Origin of the sequence: Lederbergia wuyishanensis (assembly GCF_022900255.1) — a bacterium.
Lineage (GTDB): Bacteria > Bacillota > Bacilli > Bacillales > Bacillaceae_C > Lederbergia > Lederbergia wuyishanensis.
The window spans coordinates 915,372-932,118 of sequence record NZ_JALIRM010000001.1 but is presented as its reverse complement, the minus strand read 5'-3'; the positions used below and the strand labels follow the sequence as shown (position 1 = coordinate 932,118).

Below are 16,747 nucleotides of genomic sequence, written 5' to 3'. Positions count from 1 at the left end.
GGTGAGGCTTTTATTATTTTTTAGTTTACGTGAATAATTTTAGACAAGCTGGGCATATGCTTTTAAAAAGTATTGATAACAAAGGAATGGTATCATGAAAAATATGCTCAAAGTCTTCTTCGGAACATTAAGATTGCTTTTATTATTTGCGGGATGCACCATCCTCTTTTATTATGGTATTATGTGGATAAATCAAGAATATGAAAATTATCGACGATATGATGAGCCCGAAGGTACTGCAGTAAAGGCTTTTCAGCCGTTTGGAGATGAACAGAACGGCTGGTTTACACGTCTTCTGCTTTTTTATCAGAATGGAGAGTAATGTACAATGCAAGATCAGCTACAGGATTTTATTCATTTTATGATCGTAGAAAAAGGATTGGCTCAAAATACGATTATTTCTTATGAACGTGATCTTAAGCGTTATATAAAATATATACAGCAAGTTGAACAATTGAATTCACTGAACGATGTTTCAAGAGTCCATATCGTTCAGTTTTTGTCATTTTTAAAAAGTGAAGGAAAATCTGCAAAAACGCTGGCAAGACATATTGCATCTATAAGAGCGTTTCATCAATTTTTGCTTCGTGAAAAAGCGGTTGAACAAGATCCTTCTGTCCATATTGAAACACCACAATTAGAGAGAACACTTCCGAAGGTGTTAAGTTTTAGGGAAGTAGAATCACTATTAGAAACTCCTGATCCATCTTCTCCTTTTGGATTGAGGGATAAAGCGATGATTGAGTTATTATATGCTACTGGAATTCGTGTTAGTGAGTTAATAAATCTTGATATGGAAAACGTTCATTTGACAATGGGCTTTGTACGCTGTATTGGAAAAGGAAATAAAGAAAGAATAATTCCAATCGGAAAAATTGCCCAAGATGTTATTGAGAAGTACATATTGGAGTCGCGGACTAAACTAAAAAACTCTAAAAATCGAACGGAGGCACTTTTCCTTAATCATCATGGGAACCGCCTTACGAGACAAGGATTTTGGAAGATTATTAAAAGGTTAGCCTCTGAAGCGAAAATTGAAAAAGAGTTAACTCCTCATACGCTTCGTCATTCATTTGCAACCCATTTACTAGAAAATGGGGCAGATTTAAGAGCTGTTCAAGAAATGCTCGGCCATGCCGATATTTCAACAACACAAATTTATACCCATGTAACTAAAACAAGATTAAAAGACGTATATACGAAATTTCATCCACGTGCATAGAAAGCGGAGTATCTGCCCATCGACAAAAGCGCAAAAACTTAGTGCGAGTCGATAAATTTTAAGGACTTTTGTGATAGTTATTTATGTCCTTATTCTTTTTACTATAATAAGAACCACTATGAGTCGGTAGGATTAACGATGATTTTCACACTAGAGAAGAGGACGATCGGTTTACTAGTTGAAAGTTAGAAAAGCTAGATTTAAGTCCAACCGCACAACGCGGTTTTTTTCTTATGTAAATATGGGTAATATACAAGTATATTCAAATTTCAACATAGGAGGGGGCAACATGATGGGAGAAAATTTTAAAAGGATACATTTAATTGTACTTGACTCGGTCGGAATCGGGGAAGCTCCTGATGCAGCAGCTTTTAATGACGAGGGATCGGATACATTAGGTCATATCGCCGAAAAAATGAAGGGTTTAAACATGCCCAATATGGAAAAGTTTGGACTTTCAAATATCAAAAAAATAAAAGGAATAAACGAGACGGAACGACCGCTTGCTTACTTCACAAAAATGCAAGAGGCATCGAAAGGCAAAGATACAATGACGGGCCATTGGGAAATAATGGGCCTCATAACGAGCCATCCTTTTAAAGTATTTCCTAATGGTTTCCCAGAATTACTTATTTCTCAACTAGAACATGCTTCAGGAAGAAGCGTGATAGGAAATATACCTGCAAGTGGAACTGAAATTATCGAACGTCTCGGGGAAGAGCATATGAAAACAGGTGCGCTAATCGTCTACACTTCAGCAGATTCTGTTTTGCAAATTGCAGCTCATGAGGAGATTGTTCCAATTGATGAATTATACGAAATATGCGAGAAGGTACGTGAATTGACATTAGTTGATGAATATAAAGTTGGACGAGTAATTGCAAGACCATTTATAGGTAAACCGGGAAGTTTTAAGCGAACAGCTAATCGGCATGATTACGCGCTTAAGCCTTTTGATAAAACAGTGATGAATGAATTAAAAGATGCTGGGCTTGATGTTATTGCCATAGGAAAAATTAATGATATTTACGATGGTGAAGGAGTGACTAAGGCAGTACGAACGGTATCTAATATGGATGGGGTTGACAAGCTGCTTGAAGTGATGGAGCAAGAATTCAAGGGCTTAAGTTTTGTCAACTTAGTCGATTTTGACGCCTTATATGGGCATAGGAGAGATCCAATAGGTTACGGAAAAGCTCTAGAAGAATTTGACGCTCGGATACCAGAAATTATCGATCGACTAAAAGAAGATGATTTGTTAATTATTACTGCCGATCATGGGAATGACCCGATTCATCACGGAACTGACCATACACGGGAATTTGTACCTCTTATTGTTTATTCCAAGCAATTTAATGGTGGCAGTGAGCTTCCGCTTCGGAAAACATTTGCCGATATAGGAGCAACGGTTGCCAATAACTTTCATGTTAAATGGCAAGGAGAAGGAAAAAGTTTTTTAGAAAAATTAGTTTGATTATCATTAAATGTGAATCTTCGTTGAAGAAAAATCAACATACAAGTTTATCGCAGAAAATAAAGGCTTGTTGGGAATACTCGTTATTCTCAACAAGCTTTTTTCTTTTTATTTGACTGTGTTCTTAAAGTTTGGTGATTATGTAAAAGCCCAAGAGTCGGCTTTTACACCTAAAAGAAGAGTTTAGCGATTGTATGAAGGATACAGCTCTTTTCTCATCAGAGTAACTAAGTGTTGAGTTTCAAATTCACACTGAAAAATTCACTTAATATAAAATAGCAACAATGTTTAAGAAAAGAGCCTTTTATTTTGTATAAATCAATTTTATATGGGCGACAATAATAAATATGGAAATCATTTCCGTTATATATCTATGAAAGTTGGAGGGACTAGTATGAAGAAATGGATAAGTTCTTGCATCGGTATATTTATGTTCTTTTCCTTACTATCTCAATCTGTATTGGCAGAAGAGAAGCAAGTTGAGCTTTCAAGTGAATCAAAATCCGCTATCTTAATAGAACGAGATACCGGAACCGTTTTATATGAAAAAAATATGCATGAAAAATACTCACCTGCCTCCATGACTAAAATAATGACGATGCTCCTTATTATGGAAGCAATCGATAATGGTAAATTATCATTCAAAGATAAAGTGGCGACGAGTGAGCATGCTGCTTCAATGGGGGGCTCACAAATCTTTTTAGAGCCCGGTGAAGAAATGAAGGTAGATGAGCTGCTTCTAGCTGTAGCTATCGGTTCAGCAAATGACGCTTCCGTAGCTTTAGCAGAAAAAGTAGCAGGCAGTGAAGAAAACTTTGTAAGTATGATGAATAAAAAAGTTGAGGAATTAGGATTAAAAAATACAAAGTTTCAAAATACAACAGGATTACCCGTAAATGATCATTATAGTACCGCGTATGATATGGCCATCATGGCGAAAGAGTTACTAAGATATGAAGAAATTACTGATTTTACAAAAATGTATGAATCATATTTGAGGGAAGACACAGATAAAAAGTTTTGGCTAGTTAATACAAATAAACTAGTAAAATTTTATCCGGGTGTAGACGGCTTAAAAACTGGTTTTACGAGAGAGGCTATGTATTGCTTAACGGCAACAGCCAAAAAGGATGGTATGCGTGTCATTGCAGTAGTATTCGGGGCTCCTACTTCAAAAAGTAGAAATGCTCAAATAACTAAAATGCTTGACTATGCTTTCGCAAATTACGCAGCGCATTCAGTCTTTAAAAAAGGTGAAGCTCTTGGAAAAGTAAAAATTAGTAAAGGGAATGTAAAAGAAATTAAAGCCGTAACAAGTGAACCTGTATCTGTATTGACAAAAAAAGGGGAGCAATTAACGAAAATTACAAAAGATATCAAAATAAATAATCATTTAAAGGCTCCTATCAATAAGGGGGATGAAGTAGGAGCGCTAATTATTACTCAAGATGGGAAAACCCTTGCCCAAACAAAACTAATAGCTGAGAAAAATGTGAAAAAGGCTACTTGGTGGGAGCTTTATAAACGAACGTTTGGAATGTTTACAAAATCTAATTAAGTGAAATAACCCAAACCTATTTCTTCACAAGTTTTATTTGTTGTAAGGAGTTTTTCAAACCCTGCTATAGTATTTTAATTGAAAAATGTGGCGAATCTCTTCTAGTTTTGTCATGAAGAAGGATTCAGGCTATAAAAAGTAGAATTGACTCACTATACTCTTATGCGAGGAGGCAAAAGATAAGTGAGTCTAGCAATTGATTTAGAAATAAGACAAGACGTTTTATGCATCAGACTATCGGGTGAACTAGATCATCATACGGCTGAGGAGCTGAAAACTAAGGTAACTGATGCCATTGAAAAACACCATATCCTCCATATTGTCATGAATCTAGAAAAATTAACGTTCATGGATAGCTCTGGACTTGGAGTCGTGTTAGGCAGGTATAAACAAATAAAATTAAAAAATGGTGAAATGGTTGTTTGTGCAATCACACCCCCAGTAAAAAGATTGTTTGAAATGTCCGGTTTGTTTAAAATTATTAGACTGGAACCATCAGAACAATTTGCACTTGAAAGATTGGGGGTAGCCTAACAGATGAGAAATGAAATGCAAATTCAGTTTAGTGCTTTAAGCCAAAACGAGTCGTTCGCTAGGGTTACAGTTGCTGCTTTTATCGCTCAATTAGATCCAACAATGGATGAGTTAACAGAAATTAAAACTGTTGTTTCAGAAGCAGTAACAAATGCGATTATTCATGGATATGAACAAAATCCTGCAGGAATTGTTTATATTTCGGTAGCAATTGAGGATGATATGATCGATTTGGTCATAAGAGATAATGGCATCGGTATTGAAGACGTAGAAGAAGCGAGACAACCGCTTTTTACTACTAAGCCCGAATTAGAACGATCAGGAATGGGTTTTACCATTATGGAAAACTTTATGGATAAAATAGAAGTTGAATCACACCCGGGTACAGGCACAACCATCCGCTTAATCAAATATGTAACCAAAAACAAAGCGTTATGCAATTAAGGAGCCGCGCCTATGGATGTGGAACTAAAGAAAGAGGCAAATAAAGGCTTTTTGAAGGATGCTGAAGTTAAAGAGTATATTAGAAGAAGCCAAGAAGGTGACCAAGAGGCAAGGGACATACTTGTAGAAAAAAATGTAAGGCTCGTTTGGTCAGTAGTCCAGCGTTTTTTAAACAGAGGTTATGAACCTGATGATCTTTTTCAAATAGGCAGTATTGGCTTGTTGAAATCCGTTGATAAATTTGATCTTTCATATGATGTGAAATTTTCAACCTATGCAGTACCTATGATTATAGGAGAGATCCAACGTTTTATACGTGACGATGGGACTGTTAAAGTTAGCCGATCGTTAAAAGAATTGGCGAACCGTATAAGAAAAGCGAGAGATGAGTTGGCAAAAAGAAATGAAAAAGTCCCTACCATAGGTGAAATTGCCGATTATTTAGGTGTATCTCGTGAAGATGTTATTATGGCGCAAGATGCAGGACGATCACCGACTTCAATTCACGAAACGGTTTATGAAAATGATGGTGATCCCATAACTCTCATTGATCAAATTGCAGACCAGAATGATCACAAATGGTTTGATAAAATTGCTTTGGAAGAAGCTATTCGTGGATTGGATGAACGGGAACGACTTATTGTTTATCTAAGATATTATAAAGATCAGACTCAATCGGAAGTTGCAAATCGCCTCGGAATCTCACAAGTTCAAGTATCACGTCTAGAGAAGAAAATATTAGAGCAAATGAAAGAACACATGGATGCCTAAAATGGCGTTCATGTGTTCTTTCTGTTTTCCCTTTTCCTGCATGAAATAATACAGTGTTTCACATACTAATAAAGCTCACTACCTTATTTACATCGAGGATTGAAAAGGTTATTTGCAACCATCGTGGGCCTCTAGGTAAAGATAAGGAAAAGGTGGTCTACTACGAAATGGGTTTCTGTCGGGGAGGATAAATACCTTCAAGAGTCATCAGTGGAAAAGTAATTGAATATTCGTCAAACGCATTATCGATTATTATTTCTAAAAAAACTATGAAAAAACAAGAAATTCAGGAAGTGAAACTGATGGTAAGTACGATTTATATACGAATGCGTAGTCGTGTAGAAACAAAGGAGTGTAATAAAATCCTCCTTTCACATACGTCACAAATTTTAGCACCAGATCGATATTTACCGCTTCTACACAATCTTGTTGTTTATGAATTAAAAAAAGATGACAATCAGCTTGTTGTTCTTGACGTAATGCGTATCATTCATATTATTTCCCGTCATTTTCCCGACTGTGAGGTTCAAACTATCGGTCCAACACAAACCATTATTGAAATAATAAAGGAAAAGAAAATAAAAATATGGCCATTTTTTATTTTTGTATGGATTTTACTTTTTACGGGATCTGGTTTAGCAATCTTAAATTTTCATGAAGAGGTAAGTATGCAAGCAGTCCATCAAAAATTATATTGGATCATTACAGGAAAAGAGGTTGAAAAACCTTTACTATTACAGATTCCATATTCATTTGGGATTGGAATGGGAATGATTTTGTTTTTTAATCATATTTTCAAAAAAAGATTCAATGAAGAACCGAGTCCACTTGAAATTGAAATGTTCAATTACCAACAGGATCTTGATAATTATGTATCAGTAAAAGAAAACAATGAAAGTGTAAAACGTTTAGATGTTGATTGAGACGATAGTAGTTATATTAATTGGCTTAGCCGGTGGACTGGCAGTAGGTAGTGGTTTTGTCGCTTTTTTAACTGTTCTTGGAATAATTCCCCGTCTTACACAATTATCCAAAACAGATAAGATGATCCAGTCTTACGAGTGGGCTGTGATACTGGGAGCTGTCTGTTCAGGATGGGTAGATTTAAGAGATCAATCATTACATATTAATTTTTCTTTATTAATGATCATAATCGGTCTATTTTGCGGTCTGTTTATAGGCATGCTTGCAGCTGCCTTAACCGAAGTCCTAAATGTAATTCCCATTTTATCAAAACGGATTGGGCTTGAAAAACAATTAATAACGTTATTGATGGCTATTGTTCTTGGAAAGATTTTTGGTTCATTGTTCCAATGGCTATATTTTAATATTATTTGACACAGAAACAACAAAGAGGAGTAGATAGTATGTCAAGTAGGTATCAAACATCAAAAGATGCAATTGACAAAAATCTTGATGAGCTAGAGAGGTATTTTCAACAGAGGATTGGATTAGGGACAAGTTTTGACCTTGGAAATAGAAAGTTTGTTGTTTTAAAGAAGCAAGTGCAAATTTATTATGTAAATGGTTTAGTAGAAACACTATTTATTACAAACATTATTAGGGAATTAGTAAATCTTAATGATACTGAAAAACATACAACTAAAATTTATGAGTTAATTGAGAATCGAATTGTTCATGAGTCGGTTGAAAAAGTAAAGACAAAAGATGAAATGATCGATCAGATTCTTTCTGGCCTTATTGCTCTAGTTGTGGAAGGGGAGCAAGAGGCATTAATTATTGATGTTCGCTCGTATCCTGGCCGGCAACCTGAGGAACCCGATACAGAGAAAGTTATCCGAGGTTCAAGAGATGGCTTTGTGGAAAATATAATTGTAAATACAGCATTAACAAGAAGAAGAATCAGAGATGAACGCTTAAGATTTGAAATTACAAAAATTGGTGAGAGATCAAAAACGGATGTGGCGATTGGCTATATAAAGGGAGTGGCTAACCCTGAATTGATTGAGACAATAAAAAAAGAACTATCCAACATTGATATAGATGGTATCACTATGGCGGATAAAACAATAGAAGAATTTTTAGTGAAACAAGGTTATAATCCATATCCACTTGTTCGCTATACGGAAAGGGCAGATGTTGGAGCCATTCATCTACTTGAAGGTCACGTGCTTATCTATATTGATACATCACCAAGTGTAATTATAACACCGGCGACCCTTTTTCATCATATTCAACATGCTGAGGAGTACCGGCAATCGCCTGCAGTTGGGACATTCGTTCGCTGGACAAGATTTTTAGGGATTTTGGCATCCATTTTTCTGCTTCCATTATGGTTTTTATTTGCTATCGAGCCTTCTATGCTTCCCGATAAATTGGCCTTTATTGGTCCGAATGAGCAATCAGATATTCCTTTAATCATCCAATTGCTAATTGCAGATTTGGGTGTTGAATTTTTAAGGATAGCAGCGATTCATACACCAACCCCTTTAGCAACAGCTATGGGATTAATTGCAGCTGTACTAATTGGTCAAATAGCAGTAGATGTAGGCTTGTTTCAATCAGAAGTTATTTTGTATGTTGCAGTTGCTGCAGTAGGCACATTTTCTACACCTAGTTATGAGTTAAGTGTTGCAAATAAAATAATTAGAATGTTTCTTCTTATAAGTGTAGCGATATTTAAAGCACCTGGATTTATTATTGGAGCGACAGTGTATATCATTTTTTTAGCACAACTCAGGCCTTTAAACGCTCCTTATTTATGGCCTCTTTTACCTTTTAATCCAGCAGCTATTGTCCATATTTTAATAAGACGCACTGTTCCAGGTGCGCTGCTAAGACCGAGTATTGTACATCCTCGTGATCGTTTTCGCCAGCCGCCTAAAGAGTAAAGTGTCCATTGCAGAATTATTTATTGTATGGTAAAGTTTATGCTACTTATTAGGATGAAATTTAGACATACTTCCAGTTCGAGCATAGGAAAAAGTTGAGTATTGGTGGCTTGTCAGTTAGTGGAGGGAGAAACATGCATTTATATGGTACTGCTAAAATTGATCAAAATGGACACCTTGAAATAGGGGGAAAAAATACGGTGGAGCTAGCTGGAAAATATGGAACTCCACTATACGTATACGATGTTGAGCTTATTCGAAAGCGAGCAAGAGCTTTTAAAAATACATTTGAAAAATTAGGTATTGCTTCACAAGTAGCATATGCAAGTAAAGCATTTTCCACAATTGCAATGCTGCAGCTCATTAAAGAAGAAGGGCTTTCTCTTGATGTAGTGTCAGGGGGAGAACTTTATACTGCAATCAAAGCAGACTTTCCTGTGGAAAAAATCCACTTTCATGGAAATAATAAAAGTGACGATGAACTTAAGATGGCGTTGAATTATCACATAGGTTGTATCGTTGTCGATAACTTTCATGAGCTTCATACACTGCACCAATTATGTACAGAAAGAGATCAAAAAGTAAGTATATTATTACGGGTTACACCTGGAATAGAAGCTCATACACATGATTATATTTTGACTGGTCAAGAAGATTCTAAGTTCGGGTTTGATTTACAAAACGGCCAAGCGGAAACTGCTTTACAAATTGCCTTAGAAAGTAATTATTTGAATGTATTAGGATTACATTGCCATATTGGTTCTCAAATTTTTGAAACCACTGGATTTATTTTGGCTGCAAAAAAAATCCTTGAGAAAATGGCAAATTGGCATGAAAAATTTCATTTTACACCAAGTGTTTTAAATCTAGGTGGAGGGTTTGGCATTCGATATACGGATGAAGATGCACCGTTAGAACCTTCTTTATATGTAGAAGAAATGATAAACGAGGTTAAAGAAGAAACTGAGCGTCTTTCACTTCCTATGCCTGAAATTTGGATTGAACCAGGCAGATCACTTGTAGGAGATGCAGGCACAACACTATATTCCATCGGGTCAAGTAAAGATGTTCCAAACATAAGAAAATACATTGCAGTAGACGGCGGAATGACTGATAATATTAGACCGGCTCTATATGATGCAAAATATGAAGCCGTTTTAGCAAATAGAGCAAATGAGCAACCAAAAGAAAAAGTATCCATCGCTGGAAAATGCTGCGAATCAGGTGACATGTTAATTTGGGACTTGCCATTACCTGATGCAGGGACGAATGATATTCTAGCGGTATTTTGTACTGGAGCGTATGGATATTCAATGGCTAATAATTATAATCGTATCCCTAGACCGCCTGTTGTATTTGTGGAAAATGGGCATGATCAACTTGTTGTTAAAAGGGAATCATATGAAGATCTTTTAAGGTTAGACCTTCCTTTTAAAGAAAAAACGAAGATTTAATTGCAAACAGTACTTTGGCATGACCTTATTAAGTTGCAGATATTAGAATTAGACTGTACAATTATATTTATTGGTCACACCTTTTTTGAGTGTGCTTAAGATGGTGTAAGGGAGTTAGTTCTTTGCGTAACAAAAATCTTATAGTATTTGTCTTGATCTTCATCATAGCCATTTTATGGGGAGTTAGTTATTGGTTTTTTATTGCGCCAAATCGTTAAACACCTCTTCTTGATCCGTAACAGCAACAAGCTGTAATAAAGTTAAACGAGGGGTCTGAAATGTTAATTCGATATAAGAAAGCCTATGAAAAGATCGCAATGGGTCTTCTCTCATTTATGCCTAATGAGAAAGATTTAAAAAAATTACAACAGACGATAAAAAATTATGAATCCGAAGAAAATTGGCAGCTTTTTTTATGGAAAGAAGAAGATATTACTGGATTGATTGGAGTAGTTCTTTCTAATGATAAAGTAGAAGTCCAGCATATTTCCGTTAATCCTTCACATCGGTATGAGGGAATAGGTAAAAATATGCTTTTATCTATAAAGCAGATTTACCAAGATAAGGATGTTGTTCCTTCAGAGTTTACAGCAGCTTTTTTTGATAAATGTGACATGGATTATTAAAAGATAAGCAGAAGTGTATAGTCATCATCGTAGACGTTCCTTCTGGTGCAAAACCTTTCAATATTGATTACATGAAAATAATAAGTCGATGTTGAGTGTCGGATGATAAAAATCTATTGACCTCAATGTTCGCAAACATAAAAAACCGGGCCCTATATAATAAAAGTTGCCCGGTTTTTACTATACTAGCACATATTGTCGCTTAGAGATTGGCTTTGGATTATTACGTAATATGTGCTTGTGCACAAGATAATCAGGAGCTTTATCATAATGATTTCCCCATTCATACCCTCTGTTTTCACATTGTTTTTTACATTTAGCAAATAACTGTTGGTTATTAAGTGGAATATTAATGGGTGAATATGGGATGTGATTAGCAATCTTTACTCTACTATTATTTAATATACTGATAAAATGATCATAATCGATACTAAGAGCTAGTACTTCGTCTTTTTTATATGATAAAAGATGGAGAGCTTTATTTATCAATTTCAGTGAGCCTTTAATATTACCTCGTCGATAATGATAAAGACTGACGGCTACTTGAATAAGCCCCACCCAGATTGAATCTCTCTCCATTCCGTTCATTTTCCAATGTTCCTCCAAAACTTCATGGCATTCAAAATAATCTCGATCACCATGAAAATGGATTAAAAATGCAATATATGATTTTGAGAATGTCAATCATCCTACTCCTTTCTAATGAATACACCTATTATATCACGATATTTGTAAGGGAATTATGTACTTTACAAGAATTTTTCTTCATTTTCAGGTCGCACTATTATATGATAATAAGGCATATTCATTAAAATTGGATGTTATCATAAAGTTTATTGATTTACAAAAGCCCATAAGTCGGCTTTTATAGCAAATAAGGAATTTCGTTCAGCAGTATTGATAAAGTAGGTTGCTCTTTTCTCTGCTTAATTATTTGTTGAAGATTAATTTTATAGCTTAAATATAAAATTATAGAAAAATTAATAATGTAAACGAATAGAGCCTTAATATTAGAGTGAAATCGGTGATCAAATGGAATATCTTGTCAAAATAGATGCTTTTGAAGGACCGCTTGATTTATTGCTGCATTTAATCAATCGTTTAGAAATTGATATATATGATATCCCTATGGCGGAAATTTCAGAGCAATATTTGTACTATATAAATACAATGACTGAATTGCAATTGGACGTTGCAAGTGAGTATTTAGTTATGGCTGCTACACTCCTCGCTATAAAAAGTAAAATGCTGTTGCCTAAATATGAAGAAGATTTGGATGACGATTATTATTATGAAGAGGAAGATCCTCGTGATGAGTTAGTAGAACAGCTACTCGAATATAAGAGATTTAAAGAAGCTGCTCTATCATTAAAGCAAAAAGAATACGAAAGAGGTCAAATGTATACTAAACCTCCTATCGATCTATCGCCATACCAGGATAAAAGCCAGAACGAGCTAATCGAATATGGATTTTCAATTTATGATATGCTTGGCGCTTATCATAAGTTACTTAGGAGGAAAAAACTTCAAAAACCTTTAGCTACGAAAATTACGCATCAAGATATTTCGATTGATGATAGAATGGTAGAAATATTACATGATCTAAGAAGTAAGGGTAATCGAATTAACTTTTTTTATCTTTTTCCACATGAAGATAAACAACATATGGTCATTACGTTTCTCGCAATGTTGGAACTAATGAAGCGAAATGAAATCATCGTCGAACAAGATGGTATTTTCGGCGATATATATTTGACAGCTAGAAAGGGGAATGAGGCCATTGGAGAATTCTAATCTCATAGGTATTCTCGAATGCCTTTTATTCGCAGCGGGCGATGAAGGTTTATCCTTAAAACAAATTTGTACCACTATGGAAATTGTCGAGGAAGAAGCAATATCGTTATTAAACGAACTTCAAAAAAATTATGAGCGGGATTCCGCTCGTGGCATTACAGTAACTGCGTTAGCTGAAACATACCAGCTTGCAACAAAGAGAGAATTTGCCGATTACTTGGCTAGACTTGTAGAAAGTCCTGGAACATCGACACTTTCCCAGGCAGCTCTTGAAACTCTTGCTATAATAGCTTATAAACAACCGATAACTAGAATAGAAATAGAGGAAATAAGAGGGGTTAAGACGGAAAGACCCATACAAACTCTAGTTGCCAAAGGTTTAATCATGGAGGTTGGGAGAGCCGAAGGAACAGGACGAGCAAAACTATACGGAACAACTAGGGAGTTTTTGGATTACTTTGGTCTAAATGATTTAAAAGAACTTCCTGAACTCCCAAAGGAAACAGATGAAGAACTTCAAGAAGATGCAGATTTATTTTTCTCTACATTTAAAGACCAAATGGAATAACATGTAAAACTGCTGGTTCTGCTTGCCAGCAGTTTTTTTTATTTATAATGAAAAAGTTCCTTTTAGTCTTGCAAATCTTCGAGTGCTTTGACCTTTTAGTGTCTACCATCTATTGACATGCAAACTTCTTGCAATCTCTTTTGTGTAATCAACATCAGCTTGTTCATCCCTTTTCTTGTCATAACATCGGACAAACAGCATAGACTTGTACAAAATAAATTAATGGCATATCTGTGGGGAGCGAAAGAATGAGAGCACGAAAAGTAATAGCAATATTAAGTACATGTTTGCTATTGTTGCAGATGATTTATTTTCCAATTGGAATAACTGCTGCTACTAATATTCCATTGAGTGCCTCGGGTGCAATTTTAATGGAAAAAGATTCAGGGAGAGTCCTCTTTGAAAAAAATGCCCATGAGATTCATAGAATTGCATCCATAACGAAAATTATGACTGCCATTCTAGCAATTGAATCAGGAAAAATGAATGATGTTGTCACAATAAAAAAAGAGGCTGTATATGCAGAAGGATCCTCGGTCTATCTTCAAATTGGTGAAAAGATTAAGCTAGAGGATCTAGTTTACGGATTAATGCTTAGGTCCGGAAATGATGCAGCGAATGCAATAGCTGATTATGTGGGAGGAAGTATTGAGGGGTTTGTTTTCTTAATGAATCAGAAAGCAGAGGAACTGGGAATGACTAATACAAAATTTGCTAACCCACATGGACTGGATAATAAAGAGAACCATTATTCAACTGCATACGATATGGCATTGTTAACGAAGTATGCGATGAATAATAAAAAATATCAAAAAATATCCGGTACGAAAGTTTATAAATTCAAAAGGGAAAAAGGTCCCCAAAGCTGGATAAATAAAAATCGTCTGCTAACTGAAAAATATAAATATTGTACAGGAGGAAAAACAGGTTATACAAAGCGAGCAGGTAGAACACTCGTAACAACAGCAGAAAAAAACGCAACTGAACTGATTGCTGTCACGTTGGATGCGTCAGACGATTGGAATGACCATATTACGATGTATGAACGTGCATTTAATGAATACCCAGTTAAAACTCTTGTTGAAAAAGGGAATCTCTCAATCGAGGCTAAAGGAATCAAGAACAAGGAATTATTCGTGAAAAATTCAATTAGATATCCATTATCAAATGATGAAATTAGTGATGTACGAATAGAGTATAAACTTCAAGATCCTAATATATTGGCAAAAACAAATAGAGGTAGGGTAGGAACCGCGATTTTCCATTTTCAAGAGAAACCTTTAGAAAAAGTACCCATTTATATAAGACAAATTCACCAAAAACATGAGGAAAGCTGGTGGGAGAAAATAAAAAATCTTTTATTTAGCCAGATGGGTGTGATTTTCTATGATTAATTATATATGGGTCGGGATGACGATAATCGGTTTAGTATTTGCAGCAATAAATGGGAAAATGAAAGATGTGAATGAAGCTATATTTCAATCTGCAAATGAGGCAGTAACTCTTTGTATTGGATTAATAAGTATTCTTGTCTTTTGGCTCGGTATGATGCGAATTGCTCAGGAATCTGGACTATTAAATAAGCTTTCAAATCTTTTCAAACCAATTATCTTAAAGCTTTTTCCTGAAGTTCCTGCAGACCATCCTGCAGTAGGATATATTTTATCAAACATTATTGCTAACATGTTTGGACTTGGTAATGCAGCAACTCCACTAGGCATTAAAGCGATGGAACAATTGAAGGAGCTAAATGGAGGAAAAAATTATGCTTCCAGGTCAATGATTACTTTCCTAGCATTAAACACATCCGGATTAACCCTTATTCCAACCACAGTTATTGCCATTCGAATGAATTATCAATCTGCTTCTCCTACTGAAATCGTGGGACCAACGTTATTGGCCACGACTTGCGCTACGTTTGCTGCCATATTAATAGATCGATTCTTTTATATGCGCCGAAGTAGAAAGGGCGTGAAGTAAAGGTGCAATTGATATCTCTCATATCTTTATGGATCATCCCAATTATCATAGCAATGATATTACTGTATAGTACACTTAAAAAAGTGCCAACTTATGAACACTTTGTTGAAGGGGGTAAGGAAGGCATAAAAATAGCAGTTTCTATCATTCCATTTTTGGTAGGAATGCTTGTTGCAATAACGGTATTTAGAACCTCTGGAGCACTCGATTTCTTTATACAATTGTTAAGACCAGTACTAAATACATTGGGAGTACCGGCAGAAGTGGTGCCGCTAGCATTAATTAGACCCATATCGGGTACAGCTGCTCTCGGATTAATGAGTGATTTGATCTCTCAGTATGGCCCCGATTCATTTATTGGAAGGCTCGCATCAACAATTCAAGGAAGTACTGATACTACCTTTTATGTTTTAACCGTCTATTTTGGTGCAGTTGGAATTAAAAAAATGGGAGATGCCTTAAAAGTAGGACTGTTAGCTGATCTTGTAGGCATTTCTGCTGCCATAATTATAATAACAATAATGTTCAGTTCTTAATCTGGACATTTTTTTATTTTTTTGTCTTTAAAAAAGTTGTATTTTTTTGATTTTCACTATACTTAGTGTAATAATTCATAAAGTGAAAGCTGGATAAGAGTAGTTTTGTGATATCGATAATGAGGTGGTCAAATATGGAACGTTTACAAAAAGTGATAGCTTATGCAGGGGTGGCATCCCGTAGAAAGGCAGAAGAATTGATCCTTCAAGGGAAAGTGAAAGTAAACGGTCAAATCGTTAAGGAACTCGGAACAAAAGTATCTCCTTCAGATAAAATTGAAGTGAATGATGTACCTGTCGTTCAAGAAGAAAAAAAGTATTTTCTGTTCTATAAACCTCGAGGAGTAATTTCAGCAGTAAAAGACGATAAAGGCAGAAAAGTAGTGACGGATTATTTTCCGCATATCGAAGAAAGAATTTATCCAATTGGGAGACTGGATTACGACACTTCTGGTTTGCTAATTCTTTCGAATGACGGAGAATTCACAAATTTACTTGCTCATCCTAGGTATGGTGTTCAAAAGGTATATATTGCTAAAGTAAAAGGAATTCCTTTAAAAGAATCGTTAAGAAAGTTAGAACGTGGAATTCATTTAGAAGACGGAAAAACTGCACCTGCAACGGTAAAATTATTGTCATTAGATAAGCGCAAAAGTTCAGCCATTATAGAGATTATTATTCATGAGGGGAAAAATCGCCAAGTTAGAAGAATGATGGAGGCAATCGGTCATCCTGTTCTTAAATTAAAACGAGAGCAATATGGCACTTTATCTTTACGTGGTTTAAATGCAGGGGAGTTCAGGGAATTAACTCCACATGAAGTGAAACAGCTTAGAACACTTGCAGAAACAGGAAAAGGTTGGCATAGAATACACTGAAAATTTCACATAACCTTCAAAACATGGCCTTATACGACGCATTGTAAGTGATATAA

19 protein-coding genes are annotated in these 16,747 nt (G+C 35.4%); 18 read left to right on the top strand and 1 reads right to left on the bottom strand.

Annotation, left to right across the window (positions count from 1 at the left end; translation table 11 throughout):
* Positions 1-94 precede the first annotated feature (94 nt).
* From MT489_RS04590 to MT489_RS04535, 12 genes are all read left to right on the top strand, one after another.
* The gene (locus MT489_RS04590; RefSeq protein WP_244680306.1) at positions 95-322 is read left to right on the top strand and encodes a YqzK family protein; all 228 of its coding nucleotides are present in this window, start codon (positions 95-97) and stop codon (positions 320-322) included.
* Between the two features lie 6 nt (positions 323-328).
* Positions 329-1,222, top strand: coding sequence for a site-specific tyrosine recombinase XerD (gene xerD / locus MT489_RS04585; protein ID WP_244680305.1), 894 nt, complete (start codon positions 329-331; stop codon positions 1,220-1,222).
* A gap of 292 nt (positions 1,223-1,514) precedes the next feature.
* On the top strand, positions 1,515-2,696 hold the full coding sequence (deoB, locus tag MT489_RS04580; RefSeq protein ID WP_244680638.1) for a phosphopentomutase: 1,182 nt from the start codon (positions 1,515-1,517) through the stop codon (positions 2,694-2,696).
* Between the two features lie 394 nt (positions 2,697-3,090).
* Positions 3,091-4,254: a D-alanyl-D-alanine carboxypeptidase family protein gene (locus tag MT489_RS04575; protein WP_244680304.1), complete on the top strand. Its 1,164-nt coding sequence runs from the start codon at positions 3,091-3,093 to the stop codon at positions 4,252-4,254.
* Between the two features lie 183 nt (positions 4,255-4,437).
* Positions 4,438-4,788 carry an anti-sigma F factor antagonist gene (gene spoIIAA / locus MT489_RS04570; protein ID WP_244680303.1) on the top strand — a complete coding sequence of 117 codons (351 nt, stop codon included), beginning with the start codon at positions 4,438-4,440 and terminating at the stop codon, positions 4,786-4,788.
* 3 nt (positions 4,789-4,791) lie between these two features.
* Positions 4,792-5,232, top strand: coding sequence for an anti-sigma F factor (spoIIAB, locus tag MT489_RS04565; protein ID WP_244680302.1), 441 nt, complete (start codon positions 4,792-4,794; stop codon positions 5,230-5,232).
* A 12-nt stretch (positions 5,233-5,244) separates the two neighbouring features.
* Complete coding sequence (gene sigF, locus MT489_RS04560) at positions 5,245-6,003, top strand: RNA polymerase sporulation sigma factor SigF (RefSeq protein WP_244680301.1); 759 nt, start codon at positions 5,245-5,247, stop codon at positions 6,001-6,003.
* A gap of 302 nt (positions 6,004-6,305) precedes the next feature.
* Entirely contained in the window at positions 6,306-6,926 is a 621-nt protein-coding gene (locus MT489_RS04555) for a stage V sporulation protein AA (protein ID WP_244680300.1), read from the top strand.
* Positions 6,916-7,341 carry a stage V sporulation protein AB gene (locus MT489_RS04550; RefSeq protein ID WP_244680299.1) on the top strand — a complete coding sequence of 142 codons (426 nt, stop codon included), beginning with the start codon at positions 6,916-6,918 and terminating at the stop codon, positions 7,339-7,341. Before MT489_RS04555 ends, MT489_RS04550 begins: the two co-directional genes overlap by 11 nt.
* A 29-nt stretch (positions 7,342-7,370) precedes the next feature.
* Complete coding sequence (locus MT489_RS04545) at positions 7,371-8,855, top strand: spore germination protein (protein ID WP_244680298.1); 1,485 nt, start codon at positions 7,371-7,373, stop codon at positions 8,853-8,855.
* A 134-nt stretch (positions 8,856-8,989) separates the two neighbouring features.
* Entirely contained in the window at positions 8,990-10,309 is a 1,320-nt protein-coding gene (gene lysA / locus MT489_RS04540) for a diaminopimelate decarboxylase (protein ID WP_244680297.1), read from the top strand.
* A 278-nt stretch (positions 10,310-10,587) separates the two neighbouring features.
* A complete protein-coding gene (locus MT489_RS04535) occupies positions 10,588-10,935 on the top strand; it encodes a GNAT family N-acetyltransferase (protein ID WP_244680296.1) in 348 nt (115 codons plus the stop codon).
* A 180-nt stretch (positions 10,936-11,115) separates the two neighbouring features.
* On the opposite strand, the gene MT489_RS04530 is transcribed toward MT489_RS04535, so the two are convergent.
* On the bottom strand, positions 11,116-11,619 hold the full coding sequence (locus MT489_RS04530) for a DUF309 domain-containing protein (RefSeq protein WP_244680295.1): 504 nt from the start codon (positions 11,617-11,619) through the stop codon (positions 11,116-11,118).
* A 348-nt stretch (positions 11,620-11,967) separates the two neighbouring features.
* On the opposite strand from MT489_RS04530, the gene MT489_RS04525 reads away from it, so the two are divergent.
* From MT489_RS04525 to MT489_RS04500, 6 genes are all read left to right on the top strand, one after another.
* Entirely contained in the window at positions 11,968-12,729 is a 762-nt protein-coding gene (locus MT489_RS04525; RefSeq protein ID WP_244680294.1) for a segregation/condensation protein A, read from the top strand.
* A complete protein-coding gene (scpB, locus tag MT489_RS04520) occupies positions 12,707-13,297 on the top strand; it encodes an SMC-Scp complex subunit ScpB (RefSeq protein WP_244680293.1) in 591 nt (196 codons plus the stop codon). The genes MT489_RS04525 and scpB overlap by 23 nt, the downstream gene beginning before the upstream one ends.
* A gap of 248 nt (positions 13,298-13,545) precedes the next feature.
* Complete coding sequence (locus MT489_RS04515; protein ID WP_244680292.1) at positions 13,546-14,691, top strand: D-alanyl-D-alanine carboxypeptidase family protein; 1,146 nt, start codon at positions 13,546-13,548, stop codon at positions 14,689-14,691.
* Complete coding sequence (locus MT489_RS04510; RefSeq protein ID WP_244680291.1) at positions 14,684-15,277, top strand: nucleoside recognition domain-containing protein; 594 nt, start codon at positions 14,684-14,686, stop codon at positions 15,275-15,277. Before MT489_RS04515 ends, MT489_RS04510 begins: the two co-directional genes overlap by 8 nt.
* Positions 15,278-15,330: 53 nt before the next feature.
* Positions 15,331-15,813 carry a spore maturation protein gene (locus MT489_RS04505; protein ID WP_280518523.1) on the top strand — a complete coding sequence of 161 codons (483 nt, stop codon included), beginning with the start codon at positions 15,331-15,333 and terminating at the stop codon, positions 15,811-15,813.
* A gap of 134 nt (positions 15,814-15,947) precedes the next feature.
* On the top strand, positions 15,948-16,691 hold the full coding sequence (locus MT489_RS04500; RefSeq protein ID WP_244680289.1) for a pseudouridine synthase: 744 nt from the start codon (positions 15,948-15,950) through the stop codon (positions 16,689-16,691).
* Positions 16,692-16,747 lie beyond the last annotated feature (56 nt).